This is a genomic window from Alcaligenes ammonioxydans (genome assembly GCF_019343455.1).
Taxonomy (GTDB): Bacteria; Pseudomonadota; Gammaproteobacteria; order Burkholderiales; family Burkholderiaceae_B; genus Alcaligenes; species Alcaligenes ammonioxydans.
This window is the reverse complement of the sequence record NZ_CP049362.1, coordinates 474,925-498,922: the sequence shown is the minus strand read 5'-3', so window position 1 is coordinate 498,922 and position 23,998 is coordinate 474,925. Positions and strand designations below refer to the sequence as shown.

Annotated in this window: 19 protein-coding genes; 10 read left to right on the top strand and 9 right to left on the bottom strand. The window is 56.2% G+C overall.

All coding sequences use genetic code 11. The features are described from left to right. Positions 1-62: 62 nt before the first annotated feature. Both FE795_RS02235 and kynU read right to left on the bottom strand, forming a co-directional pair. Positions 63-1,436: an amino acid permease gene (locus FE795_RS02235; protein WP_003804014.1), complete on the bottom strand. Its 1,374-nt coding sequence runs from the start codon at positions 1,434-1,436 to the stop codon at positions 63-65. 36 nt (positions 1,437-1,472) lie between these two features. Next, entirely contained in the window at positions 1,473-2,723 is a 1,251-nt protein-coding gene (kynU, locus tag FE795_RS02230) for a kynureninase (RefSeq protein WP_219235581.1), read from the bottom strand. 143 nt (positions 2,724-2,866) lie between these two features. Here kynU and FE795_RS02225 point away from each other — a divergent pair, with 143 nt between their 5' ends. Further along, a complete protein-coding gene (locus FE795_RS02225; protein ID WP_003804018.1) occupies positions 2,867-3,328 on the top strand; it encodes an Lrp/AsnC family transcriptional regulator in 462 nt (153 codons plus the stop codon). A 42-nt stretch (positions 3,329-3,370) separates the two neighbouring features. Here FE795_RS02225 and FE795_RS02220 read toward each other — a convergent pair whose 3' ends face one another. Both FE795_RS02220 and FE795_RS02215 read right to left on the bottom strand, forming a co-directional pair. Beyond that, positions 3,371-4,075, bottom strand: coding sequence for a GntR family transcriptional regulator (locus FE795_RS02220; RefSeq protein WP_219235580.1), 705 nt, complete (start codon positions 4,073-4,075; stop codon positions 3,371-3,373). Between the two features lie 114 nt (positions 4,076-4,189). Continuing rightward, complete coding sequence (locus FE795_RS02215) at positions 4,190-4,618, bottom strand: hypothetical protein (protein WP_059318534.1); 429 nt, start codon at positions 4,616-4,618, stop codon at positions 4,190-4,192. A gap of 471 nt (positions 4,619-5,089) precedes the next feature. Here FE795_RS02215 and lldP point away from each other — a divergent pair, with 471 nt between their 5' ends. The 4 genes from lldP (at position 5,090) to dld (ending at position 10,474) form a co-directional block, all read left to right on the top strand. Further along, positions 5,090-6,757, top strand: coding sequence for an L-lactate permease (gene lldP, locus FE795_RS02210; protein ID WP_003804023.1), 1,668 nt, complete (start codon positions 5,090-5,092; stop codon positions 6,755-6,757). A gap of 77 nt (positions 6,758-6,834) precedes the next feature. Next, the gene (gene lldR, locus FE795_RS02205) at positions 6,835-7,614 is read left to right on the top strand and encodes a transcriptional regulator LldR (RefSeq protein WP_059318533.1); all 780 of its coding nucleotides are present in this window, start codon (positions 6,835-6,837) and stop codon (positions 7,612-7,614) included. Next, complete coding sequence (lldD, locus tag FE795_RS02200) at positions 7,611-8,750, top strand: FMN-dependent L-lactate dehydrogenase LldD (RefSeq protein ID WP_003804027.1); 1,140 nt, start codon at positions 7,611-7,613, stop codon at positions 8,748-8,750. Before lldR ends, lldD begins: the two co-directional genes overlap by 4 nt. A 2-nt stretch (positions 8,751-8,752) precedes the next feature. Then, complete coding sequence (gene dld, locus FE795_RS02195) at positions 8,753-10,474, top strand: D-lactate dehydrogenase (RefSeq protein ID WP_059318532.1); 1,722 nt, start codon at positions 8,753-8,755, stop codon at positions 10,472-10,474. Between the two features lie 135 nt (positions 10,475-10,609). Here the strand turns inward: dld and FE795_RS02190 are convergent, their stop codons facing one another. The 5 genes from FE795_RS02190 to FE795_RS02170 all read right to left on the bottom strand — a co-directional run bounded on the left by FE795_RS02190 (position 10,610) and on the right by FE795_RS02170 (position 15,977). Beyond that, on the bottom strand, positions 10,610-11,161 hold the full coding sequence (locus FE795_RS02190) for a GNAT family N-acetyltransferase (RefSeq protein WP_219235577.1): 552 nt from the start codon (positions 11,159-11,161) through the stop codon (positions 10,610-10,612). 120 nt (positions 11,162-11,281) lie between these two features. Next, positions 11,282-12,283, bottom strand: a complete 1,002-nt coding sequence (locus FE795_RS02185; protein WP_003804033.1) for a 2Fe-2S iron-sulfur cluster-binding protein — start codon at positions 12,281-12,283, stop codon at positions 11,282-11,284. Positions 12,284-13,045: 762 nt separating this feature from the next. Beyond that, a complete protein-coding gene (locus tag FE795_RS02180) occupies positions 13,046-13,567 on the bottom strand; it encodes a ferritin-like domain-containing protein (protein WP_219235575.1) in 522 nt (173 codons plus the stop codon). Positions 13,568-13,756: 189 nt separating this feature from the next. Then, positions 13,757-14,983 (bottom strand): chromate efflux transporter, encoded by a 1,227-nt coding sequence (gene chrA, locus FE795_RS02175; RefSeq protein ID WP_219235573.1) that lies wholly within the window; start codon positions 14,981-14,983, stop codon positions 13,757-13,759. Positions 14,984-15,830: 847 nt separating this feature from the next. Then, complete coding sequence (locus tag FE795_RS02170; RefSeq protein WP_219235571.1) at positions 15,831-15,977, bottom strand: hypothetical protein; 147 nt, start codon at positions 15,975-15,977, stop codon at positions 15,831-15,833. Between the two features lie 112 nt (positions 15,978-16,089). Here FE795_RS02170 and mads1 point away from each other — a divergent pair, with 112 nt between their 5' ends. The 5 genes from mads1 to FE795_RS02145 are packed head-to-tail and all read left to right on the top strand — an operon-like array spanning position 16,090 to position 23,846. After that, positions 16,090-16,293 carry a methylation-associated defense system helix-turn-helix domain-containing protein MAD1 gene (mads1, locus tag FE795_RS02165; protein WP_219235568.1) on the top strand — a complete coding sequence of 68 codons (204 nt, stop codon included), beginning with the start codon at positions 16,090-16,092 and terminating at the stop codon, positions 16,291-16,293. After that, complete coding sequence (locus FE795_RS02160) at positions 16,293-19,583, top strand: helicase-related protein (RefSeq protein ID WP_219235567.1); 3,291 nt, start codon at positions 16,293-16,295, stop codon at positions 19,581-19,583. The genes mads1 and FE795_RS02160 overlap by 1 nt, the downstream gene beginning before the upstream one ends. After that, the gene (locus FE795_RS02155; protein ID WP_219235565.1) at positions 19,580-20,266 is read left to right on the top strand and encodes a DUF4391 domain-containing protein; all 687 of its coding nucleotides are present in this window, start codon (positions 19,580-19,582) and stop codon (positions 20,264-20,266) included. Before FE795_RS02160 ends, FE795_RS02155 begins: the two co-directional genes overlap by 4 nt. After that, entirely contained in the window at positions 20,263-21,678 is a 1,416-nt protein-coding gene (locus tag FE795_RS02150) for an SIR2 family protein (RefSeq protein ID WP_230406240.1), read from the top strand. The genes FE795_RS02155 and FE795_RS02150 overlap by 4 nt, the downstream gene beginning before the upstream one ends. Continuing rightward, the gene (locus FE795_RS02145; protein WP_219235564.1) at positions 21,675-23,846 is read left to right on the top strand and encodes an ATP-binding protein; all 2,172 of its coding nucleotides are present in this window, start codon (positions 21,675-21,677) and stop codon (positions 23,844-23,846) included. The genes FE795_RS02150 and FE795_RS02145 overlap by 4 nt, the downstream gene beginning before the upstream one ends. Positions 23,847-23,998 lie beyond the last annotated feature (152 nt).

Here is a 23,998-nt window from a genome sequence, read left to right as displayed (position 1 = left end):
TCATTCGTGCCAAGCCCCAGACTGAGCCCGAATGAACGGGACCACGCTATGCGGCTACACGGTTACGCGACCCGGCTTTTTGAGCGTACAAAATAAATCACGATCAAGGTCAGCAAGAACGGCACACCAAACAAAAGGGTGTAATGGAAGATATTGATGAACCAGGTGGTAATCAGAATCGCCACAATACCGATCAGACCCAGCAAGGTGCCGATGGGATAGGCCGGCATCCGGAAACGCAGCTGCACCCCTTCCTGCGCCACGCGGCGGCGGAAAAACAAATGGGTCAGGAAAATCATGCCCCAGGTAAACAGGGCACCGAACATGGACAAGGCAATCATCACCGGGAACGCCGTTTCCGGATTGTAGGCATACACCACGGCCGCCACACCCACCCCGCTGGCCGACAAAGCCAGGGCATTTAACGGCACTCCATTGCGTGCCACCTTACCCAGTACCAGTGGCGCATCCCCCGCACGCGACAGGCTGAACATCATGCGTGTAGAAATGTAGAGCATGCTGTTCATGGCCGACAAAGCAGCAATAATCACGATGAAATTCAAAATGCTGTCTGCATAAGGAATGCCCACCGACTGCATCACCGTAATGAAGGGGCTGCTTGTGCCATCTGCAATCAGCACCTGCCAGGGCACCAGCATCACAATCAGGGACAGAGACAAGAGGTAGAAAATGATCAAGCGCCAGATGGTTGCCTTGAACGCCTGGCGCACCGCCTGCTCAGGGTTTTCTGCCTCGCCCGCCGCAACCGCAATCATCTCGATACTCAGATAACTGAAGATGGAAATAATCACGCCCACCCAGACTCCATACCAGCCATTGGGCATGAAGCCACCCTGGCCCAACAGGTTTTCCTGCACCTGTGCGGGCTGGTAATAACCCGTCAACATGCCAATGGCCAAGACGATAAAAGCAATAATGGCAAATACCTTGATCAGGGCAAACCAATACTCCACCGAGCCGAATGCTTTAACGCTATAGGCATTGACCGCAATCAGCACGGCCGAGAAAAAGACGATCCAGATCCACGGTGACACCTCCGGAAACCAGAACTTCATGTAGTCGGCCACCGCCGTCACCTCAGTGCCGACAGCCAGCACAATGCAGGCCCAATAGCTGTAGCGCACCAGAAAACCGGCCAGCGGATGAATATAAAACTCGGCATACGCGCCAAAGGAGCCCGAGGTAGGATGCTCTACCGTCATCTCTGCCAGGCACCCCATCAGCACCAGGGCAATAAAACCACCAATGACGTAGCTCAGCACCACCCCGGGTCCCGCAAAGCCAATAGCAAACTTGCTGCCCAGGAACAGGCCGGTACCAATGGCCCCCCCGATCGCAATCATGCTCATCTGACGGGCATTCAGCCTCTTGTGCAGTCCGGCCTCGCGCGATTGAATCTGTTCAAATCGGCTCATGTCTCCTCCTTATGATTGTTTTTTTAATGAGTGCGATCAAGTCACCTTGGAGCGGGTTTTGTAGGCCGGCTTGTCCCATTCCCTGTCCGTCAGCACCGCCTTGAGATGCTGGACGGCCTGCCAGATATCCACAAAAGACAGATACAAAGGGGTAATGCCAAATCGCATCACTTCAGGTTCGCGATAGTCGCCAATCACACCCCGTGCAATCAGGGCCTGAACAACGGCGTAACCTTGCTCATGCGCAAAACTGACATGACTGCCGCGGAAATGATGATCGCGGGGCGTGATCAGGCGCAAGCCAAACTCGGCACATTCCTGCTCGACCAGACGGATGAACAGGTCAGTCAAGGCCAGGGATTTACGACGCACGGCCTGCAAATCGGTTTGCAAGAAAACGTCCACGCCACAGGCAACCAGGCTCAGGGACACAATAGGCTGGGTACCGCACAAGAAACGCTCGATTCCGCTGGCCGCCTCATAAGAGGGGCTCATGGCAAAAGGATGCTTGTGCCCCCACCAACCCGACAAAGGCTGACTGATCTTGTCAAGCAGCTCGGGATTCACCCACAACAGGGCCGGTGCGCCAGGACCGGCGTTCAGATACTTGTAGGTGCAGCCAATGGCAAAATCAGAGCCGCTGGCTTTGAGCTCGATGGGCAAGGCGCCCGCCGAGTGGCACAAGTCCCAGATCACCAGCGCATGGTGCTCATGTGCCAGACGGTTAGTGGCCTGCATATCGTGCAGATAGCCGGTACGATAATTCACATGGGACAAGACCACCACGGCAGTTTCGTCATTGATGGCGGTTTTCAGGTCGGCCGGCTCATCAATCAGTTCCAGCCTATAGTCTTTACCAAAAAAGGCGTTAAACCCTTCAATGATGTACAGATCCGTTGGAAAAGAGTCGCGCTCGGCCAGGATGACTTTCTTTTGCGGATGACGCTCTTTTTGCAAATTGACAGCCGCAGCCAGAACCTTGAACAGATTGGCCGAGGTACTGTCACTCACGATGGTTTCGCCCTGACCAGCACCGATCAGCGAAGACATCTGATCGCCCAGGCGCACAGGCAAGGTCCACCAGCCTGCCTTGTTCCAGCTGTTGATCAAGTCGGTACGCCATTCCTGGGCAATCACTTGCTGCGCACGCTCCATCGCGTGTCGGGGCATGGCGCCCAAGGAATTTCCATCCAGATAAATCGTGTTGGGTGGCAGATCAAACCTGGCTTTGAAGCCAGCCAGTTCGTCGGCCTGATCCCACTGCTCGCATTGCTGCAAGGTAATCATGTTCATGCTCCTCGATTCTGCTTTTTACGTCATTTAGTCTAGCATCGAGGCTCTGGCAAATTATTCCAAAGTGACGAACATTGTGATTAAATTTGGAAGAAAAATCGTTTTTTAAAAACTCTTTTCGAAGATAATTCTAAAACATGAGACTAGACGAGACAGACCTTAAAATCCTGCGTCTTTTGCAGGATAACGGCAGACTCAGCAACCAAGAACTGGCTGATCTGGTGGCCCTTTCCCCTTCCTCCTGCCACCGACGCGTGAAAATCCTGGAGCAGGAAGGACTCATTGAAAACTACAGCGCCAACTTGAGCGCCAGCAAACTGGGTTTTGCCATTGAAGCCTTTGTAGAAGTGAATATCGCCCAGCTCAATGAAAGCGAACACCAGTACCTGAGCAAAGCACTGGCCACCATGGATGAAGTCCTGCATGCCTACATCGTGACGGGTCAGGCCAACTACATGCTGCACATCCGCACGCGCAATTTCGAGACTTTCTCCAACTTTGTCGTTCACAAGCTCAATACCCTGCGCGGTGTCACCAAAATCCATTCACAGATTGTGCTGTCCTGCATCAAAGCCAAGGGGCAACGCTTGCCGGTGTAACCGCCTTCGCGGCACGGGCTGGCATAAGGCCAACGCTTGCACTCAGAGGTAATTGAGCGTGAAGCGGCGTTTGAAATGCTCGCTGCGCCACCAGCCCTTGCCACTTTGTACCGGTTTGTCATCGACATCGAACAAGTCGATACGCTGCACGATCACTGCCTGGTTTTCCTTGATCCACAACTGCTTGGCCATCTCCGCTGAGGCATCGGCCATGCTGATCTCTTCTTGCGCATGCTTGATGGGCACATTCAGCACAGAGGTCAGCATCTCCACCATGGTGCGGGTTTCCAGATCCTGTTGCCCAAGACGTTCGCCAATCGAGCGCAGCACGTAGTTTTCTGCAAAATAAAGCGGCACGGCAGACTTGTAGCGCACCGCTTGCAGCTTATACACCGGCTCGTCGGACGCAAAGAATTCGGCAATCTCCGCCGGAGGGGCGACCAATTCCCACCGGGCAACCTTGGTACTGGTGTCCTTGCCCAGCTGGACCAGATCATTGAGGGAGTTCAGCTCCCAGGAACCTGTATTCTTGCGCTCCAGCACAAAGGAGCCACGGCTGGGAAAGCGCTCGATCAGGCCATTACGGGTCAGGATTGCCAGACCCTGCCGTACCGTAATGCGGCTGACACCAAACATTTCCCCCAGCTCGGCTTCCGTGGGCAAACGGTCGCCCGGCTTTAAACGACCGTCCTGGATATAGCGGGTCAGCTTGTCAGCAAGCTGTTCGTAGAGCGGTTTTGTACTCACTGCGTAATTTCATCCCCATTGATGGCCATGTGCGGCTGGCCCCACCCACCTGCGGTATTCACCCTGCTGTGTTCAGCCGTCTCTCCTGGCTTTCCCTGCCTGCAAAGCACCTTGTTACTCGCGCTCCAAGAGCCCTTTAATCAGAAACATCTCGGCTTCGTGGACGCAACAGATCTGCTCCCAGGCGGCATCGCTTTGCGTGGCCAGGCGCCAGGTGAGCAAGCTCACTACACATTTATCCGCCCCCAGCTTGAGCACCTCGCCGGGAATGACACGCGACATATTGCGAAACTGCATCGCCTCTTTGCTGGCCCCCACGTCGTAATCCACCTGCAAACGCGCTGCATCCACATTCAGACGCACATAGGTTTCCTGACCGCTAAAGACCGAGGTTCCCTTGAACAAGCCCGGTTCCACTTCGCTACGATTCGCACTGCCCCAAGCCCACTGACCTTGCAGGAGGCCATCGGACATGATTTCAAAAGCGACCTGTGCCGGGCGCTCCACCAAGATGCTGCTGGAATGACAATGTGGGTCTTTCACTGACTGGCTCCTGTTCCGTCGTTATTGTTATGACAATAAAAACATTGTCATATCAAAACCCCACTCCCACTAGACGGGAAAACACGTATTAGCCACGGTCAAAAGGACACGCAGACTCCGGCCCCTCCCAACGCAAACAGACGATAGTGTCCCTGGTAGTCCAGTATGGCGACCAGTGTCTTCTTCTGCACAAAACGCCCTTTTTCCCCTATGAAGCCACGCTAGGAACGCTAGCGTTGACCTCCTTCACACACCACTGCCGCCCTTAAATTGGTCAGACCAATTATTGATAGAAAAAGACATTGAGTTTTAAATTATTAGGGTAAACACTGACGTTCAATCAAATTACCCTTTGGATACAATGCGTTCTACTCTTGACCACATCTTTAATGGTCAGACCAATTTGGCGACCTACTGGTACGCTTCCTCTACAAGCGCCCCCCCCCTTTGCTCCTGCGGAGATAGAAGAACATGCAACAAGCGTGGCTGCAGCAATACGATCCCACCGGCAATATCTGGCTGTCGGCCCTGATCGCCCTTATTCCCATCATCTTTTTTTTCCTGGCCCTGACCAAGTTGCGCATGAAGGGCTATCAGGCAGGCACCATTACCGTGCTGCTGGCACTGGGCGTAGCCCTGTTTTTCTATCGCATGCCCGTCTCCACCGCCTTCGCTTCGGTGGTCTATGGCTTTTTTTACGGACTGTGGCCCATCGCGTGGATCATTGTGGCAGCCGTATTCCTGTACAAGATTTCGGTAAAAACCGGACAGTTCGACATTATTCGTGCCTCTATCCTGTCCATCACCCCTGACCAGCGCCTGCAGCTGATTCTGGTCGGTTTTTGCTTCGGGGCGTTTCTGGAAGGCGCGGCCGGCTTCGGCGCTCCCGTCGCCATTACCGCAGCCCTGTTGGCCGGTCTGGGTTTCCGCCCCTTGTACGCTGCTGGTCTTTGTCTGATTGCCAATACGGCTCCCGTAGCCTTTGGCGCCATGGGCATTCCCATCATTGTGGCTGGCCAGGTCTCGGGCATTGATCCCTTCCATATTGGACAAATGGCCGGTCGCCAACTGCCCTTTATGACCATCATTGTGCTGTTCTGGCTGATGGCCATCATGGACGGCTGGCGCGGCATCAAAGAAACCTGGCCTGCCGTGCTGGTCGGCGGCGGCTCCTTTGCCTTGGTGCAGTTCCTGACGGCCAACTACATTGGCCCCGAACTGCCCGACATTACCTCGGCCCTGGTTTCCCTGGTAGCCCTGACCTTGTTCCTGAAGGTATGGCAGCCCAAGCGCATCTTCCGCTTTGACGAGCAAGAAGCTACACCGGTCCAGAGCGATGTGGCCCAACAAGCTACTCTGCCGCTGACCACCGGTCGCATCATCAAAGCCTGGTCGCCCTTCATCATCCTGACCGTCATGGTCACGATCTGGAGCGTGCAGCCTTTTAAAGTACTGTTTGCCGCCAACGGTCCGCTGGCCTCGACCATTGTGAACATTCCTGTGCCTTTCCTGCACAATCTGGTCGAAAAAGCCCCTCCCGTCGTCGCCTCGGCTACTCCTTATGGCGCGGTCTATGCCTTTAACTGGCTCTCGGCTACCGGCACAGCCATTTTGATTGCCGCCTTGCTGACCATTCTTTTTCTGCGCATGAAGCCCGCCAAAGCAGTGGAAACACTGGGTGAAACCTTCAAGGAACTGGCCGTTCCCATTTACTCGATCGGCATGGTGCTGGCCTTTGCTTTTATCGCCAACTATTCCGGCTTGTCGGCTACTTTGGCCCTGGCCCTGGCCCACACCGGCAAAGCCTTCACCTTCTTCTCCCCTTTCCTGGGCTGGATTGGCGTGTTTCTGACCGGTTCCGATACCTCGGCCAACGCCCTGTTTGGTGCTTTGCAAGCCACCACGGCCCAGCAACTGGGTTTGCCTGAAGTGCTGATGGTTGCGGCCAATACCACGGGTGGCGTGACCGGCAAGATGATTTCTCCCCAGTCCATTGCCATTGCCTGCGCCGCCGTCGGCCTGGCTGGCAAGGAGTCCGACCTGTTCCGCTTCACCGTCAAACACAGCCTGATCTTCGCCGTTCTGATTGGCCTGCTGACCACCCTGCAAGCCTATGTGTTACCTTGGATGATCCCCTAAGGGCCCGCCCTCATCCTTCATCTGCAAGGCCGTAGACTCGTGCCTTGCAGATTTATCTTTTCGGTACCTCAAGAACTATGCGCCTCTCTGATCACGTTGCCCAACAATTGCTGGCGCTCATTCAGTCCAGCGATTTCAAAGCGGGGCAACGTTTGCCCGCCGAACGCACGTTGGCAGCCCAATTGAACGTATCTCGCGCCTCCTTGCGCGAGGCCATTCAGCAACTGACCAGCCAAGGCATTTTGCGCAGTCAGGTCGGATCAGGTACTTACCTGACCTCTCAAACGCCGCAGTGGACCCAGCGTTCGGTGGACCCGCTGGCCGCCTTGATGCTGTCCGATCCGCAATACCGATACGACGTACTGGAAGCCCGTATCGCACTGGAGAGCAGCACGACCTGGCACGCTGCCTTGCGCGCCTCGCCCGAGGACAAGAGCAAGATCCTGCAATGTTTTGAGCAGATGATCCGCTACCAGCAAAGCGGCGATACCGATCTGTCGGCCCGGGCCGATGCCCAATTCCATCTGGCCGTCGCCGAAGCCTCGCACAATCTGGTTCTGGTTCAGGTCATGCGCGGACTGTTCGATCTGGTGCTGAGCAGCGTGACACAAAACCGCGACATCATCATGTTCGTCCATGACAGTCCCGAAACCCTCACCCACCTGACCGCCCAGCACGAAGCCCTGGTCAAGGCCATTATCGATGGCGACGCGGCCCATGCGCGCCATGTCGTGAACGAACATCTAGGCTACGTACGCAACACGCTTCTTCAGGCGGACGAAAACCTCGCCCGCCGCGAACGTGCCGCGCGCTTGCAGACCTCTCCCTCCGTCTTACCCGACCCCATCTTGCCATGATTATTTCCTCCTCGACCGACTACCGGCGTGCCGCCCAAAAACGGCTGCCTCCCTTTTTGTTCCACTACATCGATGGCGGCGCCTATGCCGAGCACACCCTGCGCCGCAATGTGGACGATCTGGCGGAGGTCGCCCTACGCCAGCGCGTCCTCAAAGACATGAGCCAGCTGGACACCAGCATTGATCTGTTTGGCGAAAAATTGTCCATGCCGGTGGCTCTGTCTCCGGTCGGACTGACGGGTATGTACGCACGCCGGGGAGAAGTTCAGGCTGCCCGGGCCGCCGATGCACGCGGTATTCCCTTTACCATGTCCAGCGTATCCGTGTGCCCGATCGAAGAAGTGGCGCCTCGTCTTAGCCGACCCATGTGGTTTCAGCTCTACGTGCTGAAAGACCGTGGCTTCATGCGCAATGCACTGGAACGCGCCCAGGCTGCCGGTTGCAGCACCTTGGTCTTTACCGTGGATATGCCCGTACCCGGCGCGCGCTACCGTGACGCACACTCGGGCATGAGCGGCCCCAACGCCGCCCTGCGCCGCTACGCTCAGGCCGTCATGCATCCGCGCTGGGCCTGGGATGTAGGTTTGCTGGGTCGTCCGCACGATTTGGGCAATATCTCGCGTTACCTGGGCAAACCCACGGGCCTGGAAGACTATATGGGTTACTTGGGCGCCAACTTTGACCCATCCATCTCCTGGAAGGACCTGGAGTGGATCCGTGAATTCTGGAAAGGCCCCATGCTGATCAAAGGCATCCTGGACCCGGATGATGCCCGCGACGCCGTGCGCTTTGGAGCGGATGGAATCATCGTCTCGAACCACGGTGGCCGCCAGCTTGACGGCGTCCTGTCCTCGGCCCGCGCCCTGCCGGCCATTGCCGATGCTGTCAAAGGCCAGATCAAGATTCTGGCGGACTCCGGTATCCGCAGTGGTCTGGACGTAGTGCGCATGATTGCCCTGGGTGCCGATGCCGCCATGCTGGGACGCGCCTACATTTATGCACTGGCCGCCGCCGGACAATCCGGCGTCGACCACCTGCTGGGCCTGATTGAAAAAGAAATCCGCGTCGCCATGACGCTGACCAGCGTCAGCAGCATCTCTCAGATCACCTCCGAGCTGCTTGTCCGGGAGCCTTGAGAATGACCGCTTCCTCCATCCGCACGGATCTGCTGCAGCAACTGCGCTCTATTGTCGGCCAGGCACACGTCCTGACCGACGATCGCAGCACGCGCCGCTATCGCAAGGGCCACCGCACAGGTGAAGGCAAGGTACTGGCCGTGGTTCGGCCCGGAACGCTGCTGGAGCAGTGGCGCAGCCTGCAAGCAGCCGTCGCCGCGGACTGCATCGTGATCATGCAGGCGGCCAACACGGGCCTGACCGGGGGCTCCACCCCCGACGGCGACGACTACGACCGCGACATCGTGCTGATGAACACCATGCGCCTGCAAGGTATACAGGTCATTAACGATGGCGAACAGGTTGTGTGCCTGCCCGGTGCCACGCTGGATCGTCTGGAACAGACACTGGCCCCCCTGGGGCGCGAGCCCCATTCGGTCATTGGTTCCTCCTGTATTGGCGCCTCTGTGCTGGGCGGGGTCTGCAACAACTCCGGCGGTGCCTTGGTACGCCGTGGACCCGCCTACACGGAATTGACCCTGTACGCCCAAGTGCGGGACGATGGCAGTCTGCAACTGGTCAATCACCTGGGTATCCATCTGGGCGACACGCCCGAAGAAATCCTGAGCCGCCTGGAACAGGGCAACTACCGTGCTGCCGACATCCTCAACGATCCGCAACGCAAGGCCAGCGATCCCCGTTACGCCGACGACGTACGCGACGTGGATGCCCAAACTCCTGCCCGTTTCAATGCTGACCCCTCCCGCCTGTACGAAGCCTCGGGCTCAGCGGGCAAGCTGTGCATTTTTGCCGTGCGTCTGGATACCTTTCCCAAAGAAGCCAGTACGGTGTTCTACATTGGCACCAATGAGCCGGATGAGCTGACGGCTGTCCGCCGACACCTGCTGACCCAGTTGCCACGCCTGCCCATTGCGGGCGAATACATCCATCGCACCGCTTACGATATTGGTGAGCAGTACGGTAAAGATACGTTCCTGCTCATCGACCGCTTTGGGACTGCCAAAGTGCCCTCCGCCTTTGCGATGAAAAGTCGTATCGACGGCTTTTTTGAACGCTTTGGCTGGCGCGGCGTCACCGATCGTGTGATTCAGGCCGTCATGAATCGTCTGCCCAGTCACCTGCCCGCACGGATGCGGCAATGGCGTGACCGTTTCGAGCATCATCTGCTGCTACGCGTCTCCAACGACACCGCCCAGGCCACCCGCGATTATCTACAGCAACAATTTGGCGACAGCACGCAGGGCGCGTATTTTGAATGTGATGCCGAAGAAGGCCGCAAAGCCTTTTTGCACCGCTTTGCGATCGCCGGTGCCGCCATCCGCTACCGCGAATCCCATCCCAACAGCGTGGAGGACATTGTGGCGCTGGATATTGCCTTGCGCCGCAACGACCGGGAATGGGTAGAGCAACTGCCCGACGATATGGAGAAAGATATCGTCCACAAACTCTATTACGGTCATTTCCTGTGCCACGTGTTCCATCAGGACTACATCATCAAAAAAGGCGTGGCGCCTCTGGAGATGGAACACCGTATGTGGAAACTACTGGATGAGCGTCAGGCTGAATACCCAGCCGAGCACAATGTGGGCCACCTGTACGTCGCCAAACCTGCACTGGCGGGTTTCTACCGCGAACTGGACCCTACCAACACGTTCAACCCCGGTATCGGTCATACGTCGCGCCGTAAATGGTGGAGTGCATGCTGCGCCGGCAAACACGACTAAATGCCCGCTTCTGGAAGGCCTCACTCCCACGGGACGTGGCGCTATAGTCAGCACACGCGTTCGTGCTGCTTATAACGTGGTTATCTGAAGGAGTGTGCCGGGGCTTGATGGCGGGGGTCGCGCCGTCGAGCTCCGTCAGGTAGCCAGATGGCAAAGCAGGTGGATATCCTCGGGGTCCAGCGCAAACAAACGTGGGTCCGGCTCGGGTGCGATCACAAAGCCCTGCGCCCTATAAAAGTCCACGGTATTGACTGAAGGCGTGGCCGAGACATAGACCGCCTTCGCCCCCCACAGGATCGCCTGTTTCTTGGCCTGATCCAACAAGCAGGCCCCCATGCCTTGCCCACGCAGCGCCTGGCTGACATGCAGGAAGAAAAGCTGACGCCAATCGCCTTGCGGGCCCAGAGGCAAACGGTCCAAACCCACCGCGGCCACCAGACGGTCATCCTTGAAGCCCCCCATAACCCAGGCACCGCGATGAAAGGCCTCCTCGTGTTCCGGATGGTATTTCTCGGGATCACCTTCTGGCCAGCCACGCAGATCTATCGCCACCTCTTGTTTGTGCAGCACGCCTTCGCGCCATTCATACAAGGCCTCAATTTGCTCGCTGCGATCAATGGACCACACCCAATGCAATTCGGTTTCACTCAAGGGGCGCAGCGTCAGGCCAGCAAGCACATAGGACATGATGATCGGTTTGAAAAATACGGTTTTACAACAGTGAAGGTTAAGCCCAGGCTTGAATCATAGCGTTCCTCCCTCCTCTTGCGAGACGAAACGCCATGCTCGGGTTCACACGCAAATCTCCTAGGGGGTCACATAGATTTGCGCATGCAGATCCTGAATCTTCAGGCCACGCTTGAGCGCCATGCCAATGGTAGCGTCGACCAGCGTCGGGGAGCCCGCCACATAGACCTTCCAACCCCGCAAATCCGCTTGTTCACTGCCTGCAATATCGGTCACCAGGCCCCGACTACAGTGTGCGACCGGTATCCCCGAGACGACCGGTGTGAAAAGCAGCGTGGGATAGTCGCGCGCCAAGGCTCGGAACTCCTCAAGCCCGTACAAATCCCGCCCTTCACGGACACCAAAATACACATGAATCGCCTGGCTCATGCCACTGGCCAGCGCTGTCTCCACAATCGATTTAATGGGAGCCAGACCTGCTCCCCCTGCGATACATAGCATGGGCCCACCATGCCCCTCACGCAAATACGACGTTCCCTTGGGCAATTCCAGCGTCACCCGCTCGCCAGGCTCAAGCACGGTATGCACATACGCAGAGGCCACCCCGCCGGGGACACGACGGATATGAAACTCCAGCTCCGCCTCCCCCGGTCGATTAGCCATGCAGTAACTACGCGCTGGCGCCTGCCCGAACTTGATATCAGCATATTGACCGGCAAAAAACATCAGGGGCTGCTCGTCGGCCAGTCGAATGCGAACACGCCGTATATCGTGGGTCAACGCCTCCAGCGTGACGACTGTGCCCTCGACCTGACGCAGGGGGACCCGTCCCCGGACGTCATCGGTCCCTATCCAGTCCAGCGTGACATCGCTGCGTGGGATGGCCCGGCAAGCCAGAATCAAGCCGCGCGCGCTTTGAGCTTCCGTCAGGGCAAAACGGGAGTAATCCAGCAGGTCCACCTGTCCCTGCACCAAACGGGTCTTGCAGCCACCGCAGCGGCCCTGACGACAGCCGTAGGGATAGACGATCCCGTTCTCCAACGCTGCCTGCAGAATGTTTTGCCCTTCCTGAGCGTCAAACTGCGTGCCGGTCTGGCGGATGATAATGGTTTTGCTGCTCATTGCTGCCCTTTCAAGTATGGCCGCACAGGCCCTGCATAGCGGTCAACTCCAGCCCCTTTCTTGGCACCACAGAAAGGTCTGACTGTCTCATCGTTGTATGTGACATGACACTTTCCCGGAAGTTTGCACGCAAACCCGGCAATATGTCTGTTTTTTCAAGAGATTATTTCACGCCCAGGCTTACTTGGGGCGACGAAACAAGGCCCGCCAACCGACACGCCAGGCCACAGCGGCACAGTGAAGGCTCCAGCATTTCGCCTTATCTGTGCAGCCACGGCTTGGAATGTCACCCTGCCCCTTGCCCTACAGCCCCCCTAGGCTGCGTTTATCCAGTCAAGGGCTAGCCCAGAAGCTCAGTCGGGGTTCTTGGGCCCGTGGCGCTTGGGCAAAATGACAGGGGTATCATCTTTTGGTTTGAACCAGTTGGGGCTAGGGTCAGGCTTTGGCTTGGGAGAGCCGTCAAACTGCGTCGCCTTCTGATCACCCGTTTTGCTTGGCGTCCTGTCCTGACTCTGCTTATTTACTTCTTTCAAATCTTCCTGCACCCGCCTCGCAATATCCGCTTGAGATTCACGGCTGGGTTCTGGGGCCTCGGGTTGCGTTGGCAATGCCCGGCGATCTTGGCGTGATATATTCATATAAGCCTCCAATAATCAGGTTTTGCAGGCAAATTCAGGCAAGCAGCGTATCTATGACAAATTTGCATCACCCCCGCCCAGCCAGACCAGCAAACCGGACGCCGCTCGCCTCCTTTGTCGTGTGTCAACGCTTTGCCTGGGAGTGGCCCTCATCGGCCCGAGCCAGAAAGACCCGTACCAACTCAGGGGAATGCACTTCCAGCCAATGGGCCATGGCACGTTCCTGCTCCAGAATCTGTTGGCAAACGGCGGCCGTCTCGACGTCCCCCAAATAGTCAGCCGCTTCCTTGATCTGGCTGTAGGCGGCAATTTCAAGACTCTCAAAGGCAAAACTGAACATGCTGCCCTTGACCACCTCGTCAGACGCAAACATCCCCGAAAACCCCTGAAAGGTTGCCATGACCTTGCCGCCCAGATCCTTGAGCAGGGATGTGTCACCACCGCGCCGCTCAATGCACTGACGCACCAAGCTCTGCTGAGTCCGGGTTTCTTCAATATGCTGCTGAATGCGCTGATGCAGTTCGGGATAATGCTCGACACGCGAGAGCATGCTGTTCAACATTGTTTCAGCTTGTTCTTCCATCGCATGCGCGTCCCGCAGCCAGTCCATTAAATGTTTGCTTGCGCGTGAGTGAGTGCTGTCCATGAGATCCTCCAGTCGGTTTACCCTGTCGCAACGGCGACAAGCGATGGATACCCAGCACAAAGCGTTCCCAAACCGCGAAATTGTTGTCCCTGCCCTCAGAACAAGACTGACCGCAGGGCGACTTTTAACCCGTTCGGCCCGCCCGAGGCGGGTGTGAAGCAAGCTTGCCGCGACCCCAGTTAAGCTCTATCAGAACACGGCCAGCAACGATGCCCCCAGCCCCGCCAGAAGCACGACCAGGGCGGGCGGCACACGCCCTACTGTCAGCAAACCAAACAAGAGCAAAGCCAGCCCAAAATCCGCCCGAGTATGAATGGCACTGGTCCACACCGGGTCATACAGAGCCACGCCCAAAATGCCCACTACACCCGCATTCACCCCGGCCATCGCCGTGCGAATCCCCGCCCTGTGTCGCAAACCCTGCCAAAAAGGCAAGACCCCGATCAGAATCAGCAAGGCCGGAACAAAAATAACCCCCAACAAGACCAGCCCGCCCAGCCACCCGTGCAAGGGGCCTTGAGCCATCGCGCCGATATAAGCCGCAAAGGTAAACAATGGCCCTGGAACTGCTTGGGCAGCGCCATACCCCACCATCAAATCGGCATTACTGACGAGCCCACTGGGTACGACCGCAGCCTGCAGCAAAGGCAACACCACGTGTCCACCACCAAACACCAAAGCCCCGGAACGGTACACCCCTTCCAGTAGTTGCGCCGTGGACGAAGCACTGACTGCTGCCCACACCGGTAAAACCATCAACAGACCCGCAAAGAGCACCAACGCCGCCGTCCCGACCGTACGTGACACTGGATACGAATGGGCCTGCATAGCACCGGCCTGCACAGAATCCAGCCTCCACCAGGCCAACAAGCCCGTGACCGCAATCGCCAGCACCTGCCCGAACGCAGAAGGCAGCAAGAGACTGAGCAAAGCGGCCAGAATCGCCAACCCCGCCCTGCCCCGATCAGGACATAAGGAACGGGCCATACCCAGCACCGCCTGAGCCACAATGGCCACCGCTACAATTTTGAGCCCATGAACCCACGGGGACTGCGCGATCCCCTGCTGCCCGGCCAAACCCAAGGCGAACAGAATCAAGGCAATCGCGGACGGCAAGGTAAACCCCGTCCAGGCAGCCAGCAAACCCATCCAGCCAGCCCGCCCCAAGCCAATCGCCATCCCCACCTGACTGCTGGCCGGACCCGGCAGAAACTGACACAAGGCCACCAGATCAGAGTAGCTGCGATCGTCCAGCCAGCGCCGGCGCTCGACGAACTCCGCACGGAAATACCCAAGATGGGCAATAGGGCCGCCGAACGAAGTCAGGCCTAATTTCAGGAAGGCCCAGAACACCTCCAGAGCGGAGCCATTCCCAGACTCCAATGACGCCTGTCGCGGCGGAATCCAACGGTTCATTGCAGCTTTATTCTCCTGTCACGACCGGCCATGCGCTGTGTCCAAATAAGAGGACGGGCTAAAGAGACACACGAGAATTGCCAGTCTTAAGCAGTAAACCCTGTGACGCTAAAGACCACTAGTGTACGAGTTCCTGGTTCATTGAGATGAGAAGGCCAGCATAAGAAATAACCGAAACCGTATCAGCCCAACCCACTGCTCTTTTTTTAAAGATTATTACTTTTTCACAGAGCCGGCCTGGAAGGGGGAGATCGCTGAGGGGAGGCTAATTCAAGGGTCAGGGAAACTAACTGCCGGGAGGGTGGGAGGGGATGGGTGTTTGTTTAGGCGGGGGATTTTGAGTTGGCGTTCGAAGGTGTCTGTCTAGGGAAATGGGGTGAAGCTGAGCGTAGGTTGAGATAGGTAAAAGTAATTGTTAATCAGTTGGTTAGCGTAGTTTAGCGAAAACAAGTAGAACTGGGGAGTGTACCTGTACTGTACCGAAATAGGGCGCGGCGGTACAGTGCCAGTTTGTGAAGTAGATCTGCCAAGTCGTGCGATGCAGATCAAGTCGGAACTACTACAGATCAAAATAACGTTCTTTGAACATCTAGGCCACGATGTGGTGTTTTGGGCAGTGCTTATCAGTGTCTTCTTGTTAGAAATTGCTGACAAATATCTGACACGATAGAAATCAAATCTGCTTTTTGTGCCTCATGCAGGAAATCCCGTAATGATCATGGCTACTCTAGCCGTGACTCTAGCCCTGACTCTAGCCCTGACTCTAGCCTCGCAATGGCCAGTCGTTATACAGCGACATTTTGTCGTGCGTGGTTCCTCGGCGTCCGCGCGGATTTGCGCCCCCCATTTAAATCAGGTTGCCATGCCGCGGCAGTTCCAGCGGCATGGCATCGAATGCTGCAGCCGGCGGCAGAGCTAACAGCGCCCACTGACCTACTGCGAGTTCTCGCTCCTGCCAGATCGTGGAGCCTTTGCCTTGGGGTGTCGTTTCCATGATCAGGCCATTTCCGTTTGGCCTCAACCGTTGGCCTTGGCCTATACCGATATTGTGTGGGAAAATTGGCAACATTTGGCAATATATCCCTATCATCGACAAAGGCGAGACGATGGCTGAAGCGGAAGGTGAAATTCTGACTCTGGACGAGGTGGCTGCCTATTTGAAGGCTGGCAAGCGCACCGTCTACCGCCTTGCGGCCGAAGGAAGGCTTCCGGCATTTAAGTTGGGCGGTACGTGGCGCTTCCGTCGCAGTGATCTAGATGAATGGATCGCCGCTAATCTGACCAACAAGAGTTCGGGGATGGGCAACTGATGGAGCTGATCGACAACATCAACCGCCTGCTTGGCGACGATCTCAAGCAAACCATTAAACCTGGAGCGCGCCTGAAGATCGCCGCCTCGTGCTTTTCAATGTACGCTTTCGAGGCGTTGAAAGCAGAGTTGGAAAAGATCGACGAGCTGCACTTCATCTTTACCTCTCCCACTTTCGTGGCCAACCAAGTCGCCGACAAGATTCGCAAGGAGCGCAAAGAGTTCCACATCCCCAGGCTCGACCGGGAGCGCAGCCTCTACGGCAGCGAGTTTGAAATCCAGCTGCGCAACAAGCTTACCCAGCGGGCGGTGGCCAAGGAGTGTGCGGACTGGGTACGGCGCAAGGCGACGTTCAAAAGTAATTGCACCAAAGCACCCATGCAGCAGTTCGCGTGCGTGCAGGCGGGTGACGCTAGTACCGCCTATATGCCGTTGCACGGTTTCACTGCTGTCGATTTGGGCTATCAGCAAGGCGATGCAGTGTCCAATCTTGTCAATAAGATGGATGATGCCCCGTTTGCTAACACCTATCTGAGTCTGTTCGACCAAATTTGGAACGATCCCGAGAAGCTGGAAGACGTGACTGCGCAGCTGTGTGAGCACATCGCCTCGGTTTACCAGGAAAACTCACCCGAGAGCATCTACTTCCTGATGCTCTACAACATCTTCAACGAGTTCCTCGATGACATCGACGAAGACGTGTTGCCCAACGATCGTACAGGCTACCAGGACACGTTGATCTGGAACAAGCTCTTCAATTACCAGAAGGACGCGGCCACCGGCATTATCAATAAGCTGGAAACCTACAGCGGCTGCATTCTCGCGGATAGCGTTGGCCTGGGTAAAACCTTCACCGCGCTCGCGGTCGTCAAGTACTACGAGCTGCGCAACCGCTCGGTGCTGGTGCTGTGTCCCAAAAAATTGGCCGACAACTGGCTCAACTACAACCGCAATCTCAAGACCAACATCTTCGCCCGCGACCGGTTTAACTACGATGTGCTGTGCCATACAGATCTGTCCCGTACCAGTGGCGAATCCTTTGGCACGCCACTGAACCGCGTCAATTGGGGCAACTACGACCTGGTCGTCATCGACGAGTCGCACAACTTTCGCAACAACGATGCCTATAAAGACAAGGAAACACGCTACCAGAAGCTGATGCGCAAGGTGATCCAGGAAGGGGTCAAGACCAAGGTGCTGATGCTCTCGGCCACGCCGGTCAATAACCGCTTCACTGACCTGCGTAACCAGTTGGCCCTGGCATACGAAGGCGACTCGGAAAACCTCAGTAAAAAGCTGCGCACCAGAAAGTCGGTGGAAGAGGTCTTTCGCAATGCCCAGGCAGCCTTCAACGTCTGGTCAAAGCTGCCCCCAGAGGAACGCACTGCACGTGCGATTCTGGATTCGCTGGACTTCGATTTCTTCGAACTGCTCGATAGCGTGACCATCGCCCGCTCGCGCAAGCACATTCAGACCTTCTACGACACCAAGGACATCGGTCAATTTCCTGAACGCCGCAAGCCGCTGTCTTTCCACTCCCCTTTAACCGAGCGGTCAGATGTGCTGGGTTTCAACGAAATCTTCGAGCAACTCTCCCAGCTCAAATTGGCGGTGTATGCACCTATCAGCTACATCCTGCCCAGTCGATTGAAGAAGTACGAGGACATCTACGACACCAAGGTCGGCGGTAAAGGTACGCTGCGCCAAGCCGATCGCGAAAAGAGCCTGCAGGCCTTGATGACGGTCAACCTCCTCAAGCGCCTCGAAAGCTCGGTGCAATCGTTCCGGCTCACACTGCAATCGCTGCGCACCAACAACGAAGCTACCCTCGCCAAAATCGCGGCGTTTAATCAGTCTGGTGGCGCAGCCACTGTGGGCGACCTCACCGAAGTCCTGGAGGGGCTGGATGCCGAGGACGACGATCTGCCAATGGCTGGAGACGAGGGTAGCGAGATCGGCAGCAAGATCAAGATCAGTCTCGCCGACATGGATTTGCCGTCCTGGGAACATGAACTCAAGGTGGACTTGCAGCTTATCGACGCCTTGCTGACCTCGATGGACAAGATCACTCCGCAGGACGATGCTAAGTTGCAGCACCTCAAGGCACATTTGCTTGGCAAGATCGAAAACCCGATCAATCCTGGTAACAAGAAGGTCCTGATCTTCACCGCCTTTGCCGACACCGCCGATTACCTGTACGCCAATCTTGCACCCGAGCTGTTGGCCACGCACACCATCCATACCGCCAAGGTCACCGGCAAGGGCGCGCCGCAGTCCACCATAAAAAGCGGCACTCAGAAGCGCAGCTATGATTTCCAGGAGCTGTTGACCCTGTTCTCGCCGCGCTCAAAAGAGAAGGCCGTGGTGCTGCCGGATGAGCCCCATGAAATTGACCTGCTGATCGGCACCGATTGCATCTCTGAAGGCCAGAACCTGCAGGATTGCGATTACCTCATCAACTACGACATCCACTGGAACCCGGTGCGCATCATCCAGCGCTTTGGCCGGGTGGATCGTATCGGTTCGCTCAACAGTAGCATCCAACTGGTCAACTATTGGCCCGACATCTCGCTCGATGAGTACATCAACCTCAAAGAGCGTGTTGAGAGCCGGATGATGATCGCCGACGTTACCGCCACGGGCGACGACAACGTATTGTCTGCGCAGGCTAACGACGTGTCGTACCGTAAGGAGCAACTGCGCCGCCTGCAGGAAGAGGTCATCGAGCTGGAAGACTTGAAAACCGGCGTCTCTATCACCGACCTGGGGCTGAACGACTTCCGCATGGACTTGCTCAACTACGTTAAGGCCCACGGCGAACTGAACAACGTACCCAATGGCATGCACGCTGTGGTTCCTGCTAGGCCCGAGATGGGGCTGGAACCAGGGGCGATCTTTACGCTGCGTAACCGCAATTCGGGCGTGAGTCTCAATCAGCATAACCGCCTGCATCCGTACTACCTTATCTATATTAGCCGCGCAGGCGAGGTCATTCACGACCACACTGAGGTCAAGCGTCTGCTTGACCTGGTGCGCAGCTGCTGCAAGGGGCAGGACACACCCATTGTCGAAGCCTGCCAGCACTTCAACCAGGAAACGCTCGACGGTCGCCAGATGCAGACTTACTCCGACCTTCTGGGCCAATCCATTCGATCAATGATCGAAGTGAAGGAAGAAAAGGATCTGGACAGCCTGTTCACCGGTGGCAAGACCACGGCGCTGACCGACACTATCAGTGGCCTGGATGATTTCGAGCTCATTAGCTTTATCGTGATTCAGGAGGCTGAGTGAGTCAGGAAGTCACCACACAACAGCCCGCGTTGATTGCCTACCCGAAACAGGCAGCCGTTGGGCGCGTTCTGCCCAAGAGCAAGATCTACGAGCACGGCGGGGTCAATACCCGGCTGAAAGAGCTGTTCGTCCAGCAGGTGGAACAGATCGTCTGGGCCTTCAAACTGGCCCCGGAAACGCTCCACCTGCCCGAGCGGCCCGGCGTGCCAGAGATTCAGGTTTTCAGTCTCCAACTCAAGACACCCGAACTGCAGCGGGATGTATTACGCAGCATCGACGGAGCCATACCTTTCCCCATCGTGTTTGAACTGGCCTTCGAGGGAAAAACGCAGGTGATTGCTGCCTACAAACGCCCGAACGAGGCTGACGCCAGTCGCTGGGTACTGTCGGACTACTTTGCGACGGAGTGGTTCCCTGCTGGTTGTGAGCGTGCCGAGATGCCAATCGCTCTGCATATGGGTGGCCTGTACGAACAATTGCTGCATCGGCTGATCCCGTTGCAAGCGAGGCCACAGGAAACGCTGGCAGAGCTGGTCGCACGCATCGAGCAGGTGCGGGCCAAACAGCGTGAAGTGGACAGAGTTACGGCCCGGCTGGCTAGGGAAAAGCAATTCAACCGCAAGGTGGAGATTAATGCTCAATTGCGGCAGTTGAAGAACGACCATGCAGCATTGGTCCGATGAAAGATGAGGAGCCTGAAGGCATGCCGAACACTAGCGAACAGACAAGCTCAGAAGAGCTGTACCCCAACATCGTCAAGGTCAGAAATGACGATAAGCCGCTGTACTTTGCTGAATCTGAGAGTAAGAAATTTAAACTCCGGGAAGGCAGTGAAGCATCTTGGATTAGTTCGGAAGGGTTCAGCGAGAAGGAGCTGAGGGAACACATCGAGCCGTGGCTGACATCACTCTTTCAGTCTGAGCACCTGTCTCTGTTGGCTGGCTCAGGTCTTACCCATGCGGTGCATTATTTGGCTGCCGGGAAAAAAGCAGCCGGCATGGAAAGGCTCCCACTCACCACTTGCCAAGACAAGATCAACGCAGCGGCCGAAGTGTCAGCAAACCAGGCTGGGAGGAAGACGGGGAACGTTGAGGATCAATTGCGGGTGGCAAATGAGCTGTTACGTGGTCTGGAGATTCTTCAAGATGACGAGGCAGCCACTTTACGCGGGGAACTCGAAGCGGGAATGCAGACGTTCGCCGAGTCCATTCTGAAAAGCGAAGCCGGGATTGCAACTGCCCCAGACACTCAACGTGAACAAGCCTTCAATACTTTGGTCACGTTCCTGATGAGCTTCGCTAGCCGGATTGGAACACGCGACCGTCTGAGTATCTTTACGACTAACTATGACCGGCTGATCGAGGCTGGAGCAGAACTGGCTGGCGTGCATCTGCTGGATCGCTTTCTCGGCAACCTAATGCCCATCTTTCGATCCTCACGGCTTGATCTGGACATGCATTACAACCCGCCTGGTATCCGTGGCGAACCTCGGTATCTGGAAGGCGTGGCTCGCTTCACCAAGCTGCATGGTTCTGTGGACTGGGTGCAGACCGGCAAGGATATTCGTCGCATCGGCCTATCTTTTGGGGCTGAGACGGTTGATCCGTATTTGAAGGCTCCCGGCCTGGGTGAAGTAACGGCCCACAAGTTGATGATCTATCCCAACGCCGCCAAGGACAGGGAAACCGCCGACTACCCCTATGTGGAATTGTTCCGTGACTTGGCTTCGGCGGTATGCCGCCCAAACAGTACGCTCGTTACCTACGGTTATAGCTTTGGTGATGAGCATATCAATCGGGTGATCCGCGACATGCTCACTATTCCATCCACGCATTTGGTTGTGATTTCGTTCGATGATCCGCTTAAACGCATCATGGAAACCTATAAACAGATCGGCAGGCCATCACAAATTAGTATGCTGATTGGCCCCGCCCTGGCTGACTTGGCGACCCTTACGGAGAACTACCTGCCCAAGGCTGCGATTGACAAGGCTACATTCCGCATGAGCGAACTGCTCAAGCAACGATTCGCCACCCAGAAAAGCACTCCCAAGGCCAAAGACCAAGCCGACGAAGACGGGAGCGACCAGCTATGAGCCTGTCTCCACTGGCGCATGCTGACGCTCTGCGCATAGGTACGATAGATTTCGTCTCGCCCGATGAAATCAAAGTCTTGTTGGACATAGAAGCGCCGGGCAGTGTTTCCCTCAATACCGGCACACCGCGCCCGTTCCCACGCATCAATGGCTATGTACTTGCGCCTGGTGAGCAAGGTTACCTGGTTGCGCAAGTGGAATGGATCACGGTCGAGCGTTCCCAGTACCCCAAGCGTAAGGGAATGCAGGACTTTGGCTTGGTGGACCTGCCGTACCCACTGCGTAAGATGAGCCTGAATCCGCTGGGTATCTTGTCTTACACAGGCGGAGACGATCAAAAGGATCGTTACGAGTTCAAGCGCGGTGTACAAGCTTATCCCTCGGTGGGTGACCCGGTACTCCTGCCCACACAAGATCAGCTGCGTGCAATTGTCGAGTCGGGGGAGAATCGCCGCGTCAAGATTGGTGTCAGCCCTCTGGCTGCCAATGCAGAGGTGAAGATCGACCCTGATCGTCTCTTCGGTCGCCATTTGGCTGTCCTGGGCAACACGGGTAGCGGTAAGTCGTGCTCTGTTGCGGGGCTGATTCGTTGGTCGATGGATGCGGCCAGGAAAGCACGTAATAACGCTGATCCAAATGCCCGATTCATCGTGCTCGACCCCAATGGCGAATACGCGAATACCTTCAAAGGCATGGGAAGGGTACGGGTATTTGCGGTCGATCCACCTGAAGACTCTGAAGACGTTGAGAAACTTCAGATTCCACTCTGGTTTTGGAATAGTGCTGAGTGGAGTGCTTTCACGCAAGCAAGTGCCAAGACACAAAGGCCGACTTTGGTGCAGGCGCTTCGATCAGTGAGGGATGGTTCGATTGATGCCGCCTCTACACTAAGCAGTGATACACGACGTTATTTACGAACACTGGTAGGTGCTGTTCAAGTCGAGCGGAATGCAGGAAATCCTTGGAGAGGAGCGGGGCCAGCCAAGGGGTTCCGTGATCGCCTACAGCGATGGAGTGAAGGGCTTCTTGCGGATGCTTCTTTTACCCAGCCTGAAAGCGCTGCACTGGCACAGCTTGTCCAGCATGTTGCTCAGCTCCTCGATGCCCACCAAGGGGATTGGCCCTCGGTGTTCAGCAGGCAGGAGGTTGATACCCTGTTGCAGGAACTGAGTCAGGCTCATTCAGCGTTCGGTGGGGGAAAAGCCGATGCTCTACCTATTGATGCAGATGTACCGCGTCCGTTTACCGGTGATCAACTGTTACGCAGTGTCGAAGCCAATGCCGAATTGATGGGTGTCTCCGAGTATGTAGAGACGATGTTGATGCGGATTAGAACAATCCTTTCAGACAGTCGTATGCGGAACATCATTAGTGGCACTAATGACCTGAAGCTTTATGAATGGTTGACCGACTATGTAGGAGGCAGTGAAGCTTCGAACGGCTCGGTGACAGTCATTGACCTTTCGCTGGTTCCAGCCGAAGTTGTCCATATCATCACTGCGGTCATTGCCCGCATGACACTCGAATCGTTGCAACGTTATCGCAAGCTCAATGCCGGTAAGACGTTACCCACTGTACTGGTCATGGAAGAGGCGCATACCTTTATCCGTCGCTACTCGGATGACGCTGAAAATCAGAACTCCGCAGCCATATGCTGCCAGGTTTTCGAGAAGATCGCCCGTGAAGGACGCAAATTTGGGCTAGGTCTTGTGCTTTCGTCGCAGCGTCCCAGTGAGCTGTCTCCGACGGTGCTTTCGCAGTGCAACAGCTATCTGCTTCACCGTATCAGTAACGACCGTGATCAGGAGCTGGTTCACAAACTTGTGCCCGACAACTTGCGTGGCCTGCTGCGCGACTTGCCATCGTTACCCTCTCGCAACGCCATTCTTTTGGGATGGGCATCTGAACTTCCCGTGCTGGTGCAGATGAATAGCTTGCCCAAGGAGCAACGGCCTAAATCGGATGATCCCGACTTCTGGGCTGTTTGGTCTGGTGAGGGGCTGGAGGAAGATAAGCATGGCCAAAAAATTGAGCGCAGTGTGGATTGGCAGAGTATCGTGGCTGATTGGCAACAAACCGGTGCTGCTGAAGCCAATGAGACTCCGTTGGATCAAGACGAAGATACTGACACCGCCGCTGGCGATGACGATGATGATATTCCGTTCTAAGGCTTACCACTCTCTTGAGTGTCAACAAAACCCAGTAGCTCGTTGAAGCTACTGGGTTTTTTCTTTTTGGCAGGTAAATTGCCCACATCTCTCAAGTCTTAGTAAGGCGTACTGTATTTGCAGTGTAAACAACATATGTTTAGTGTTCTGTC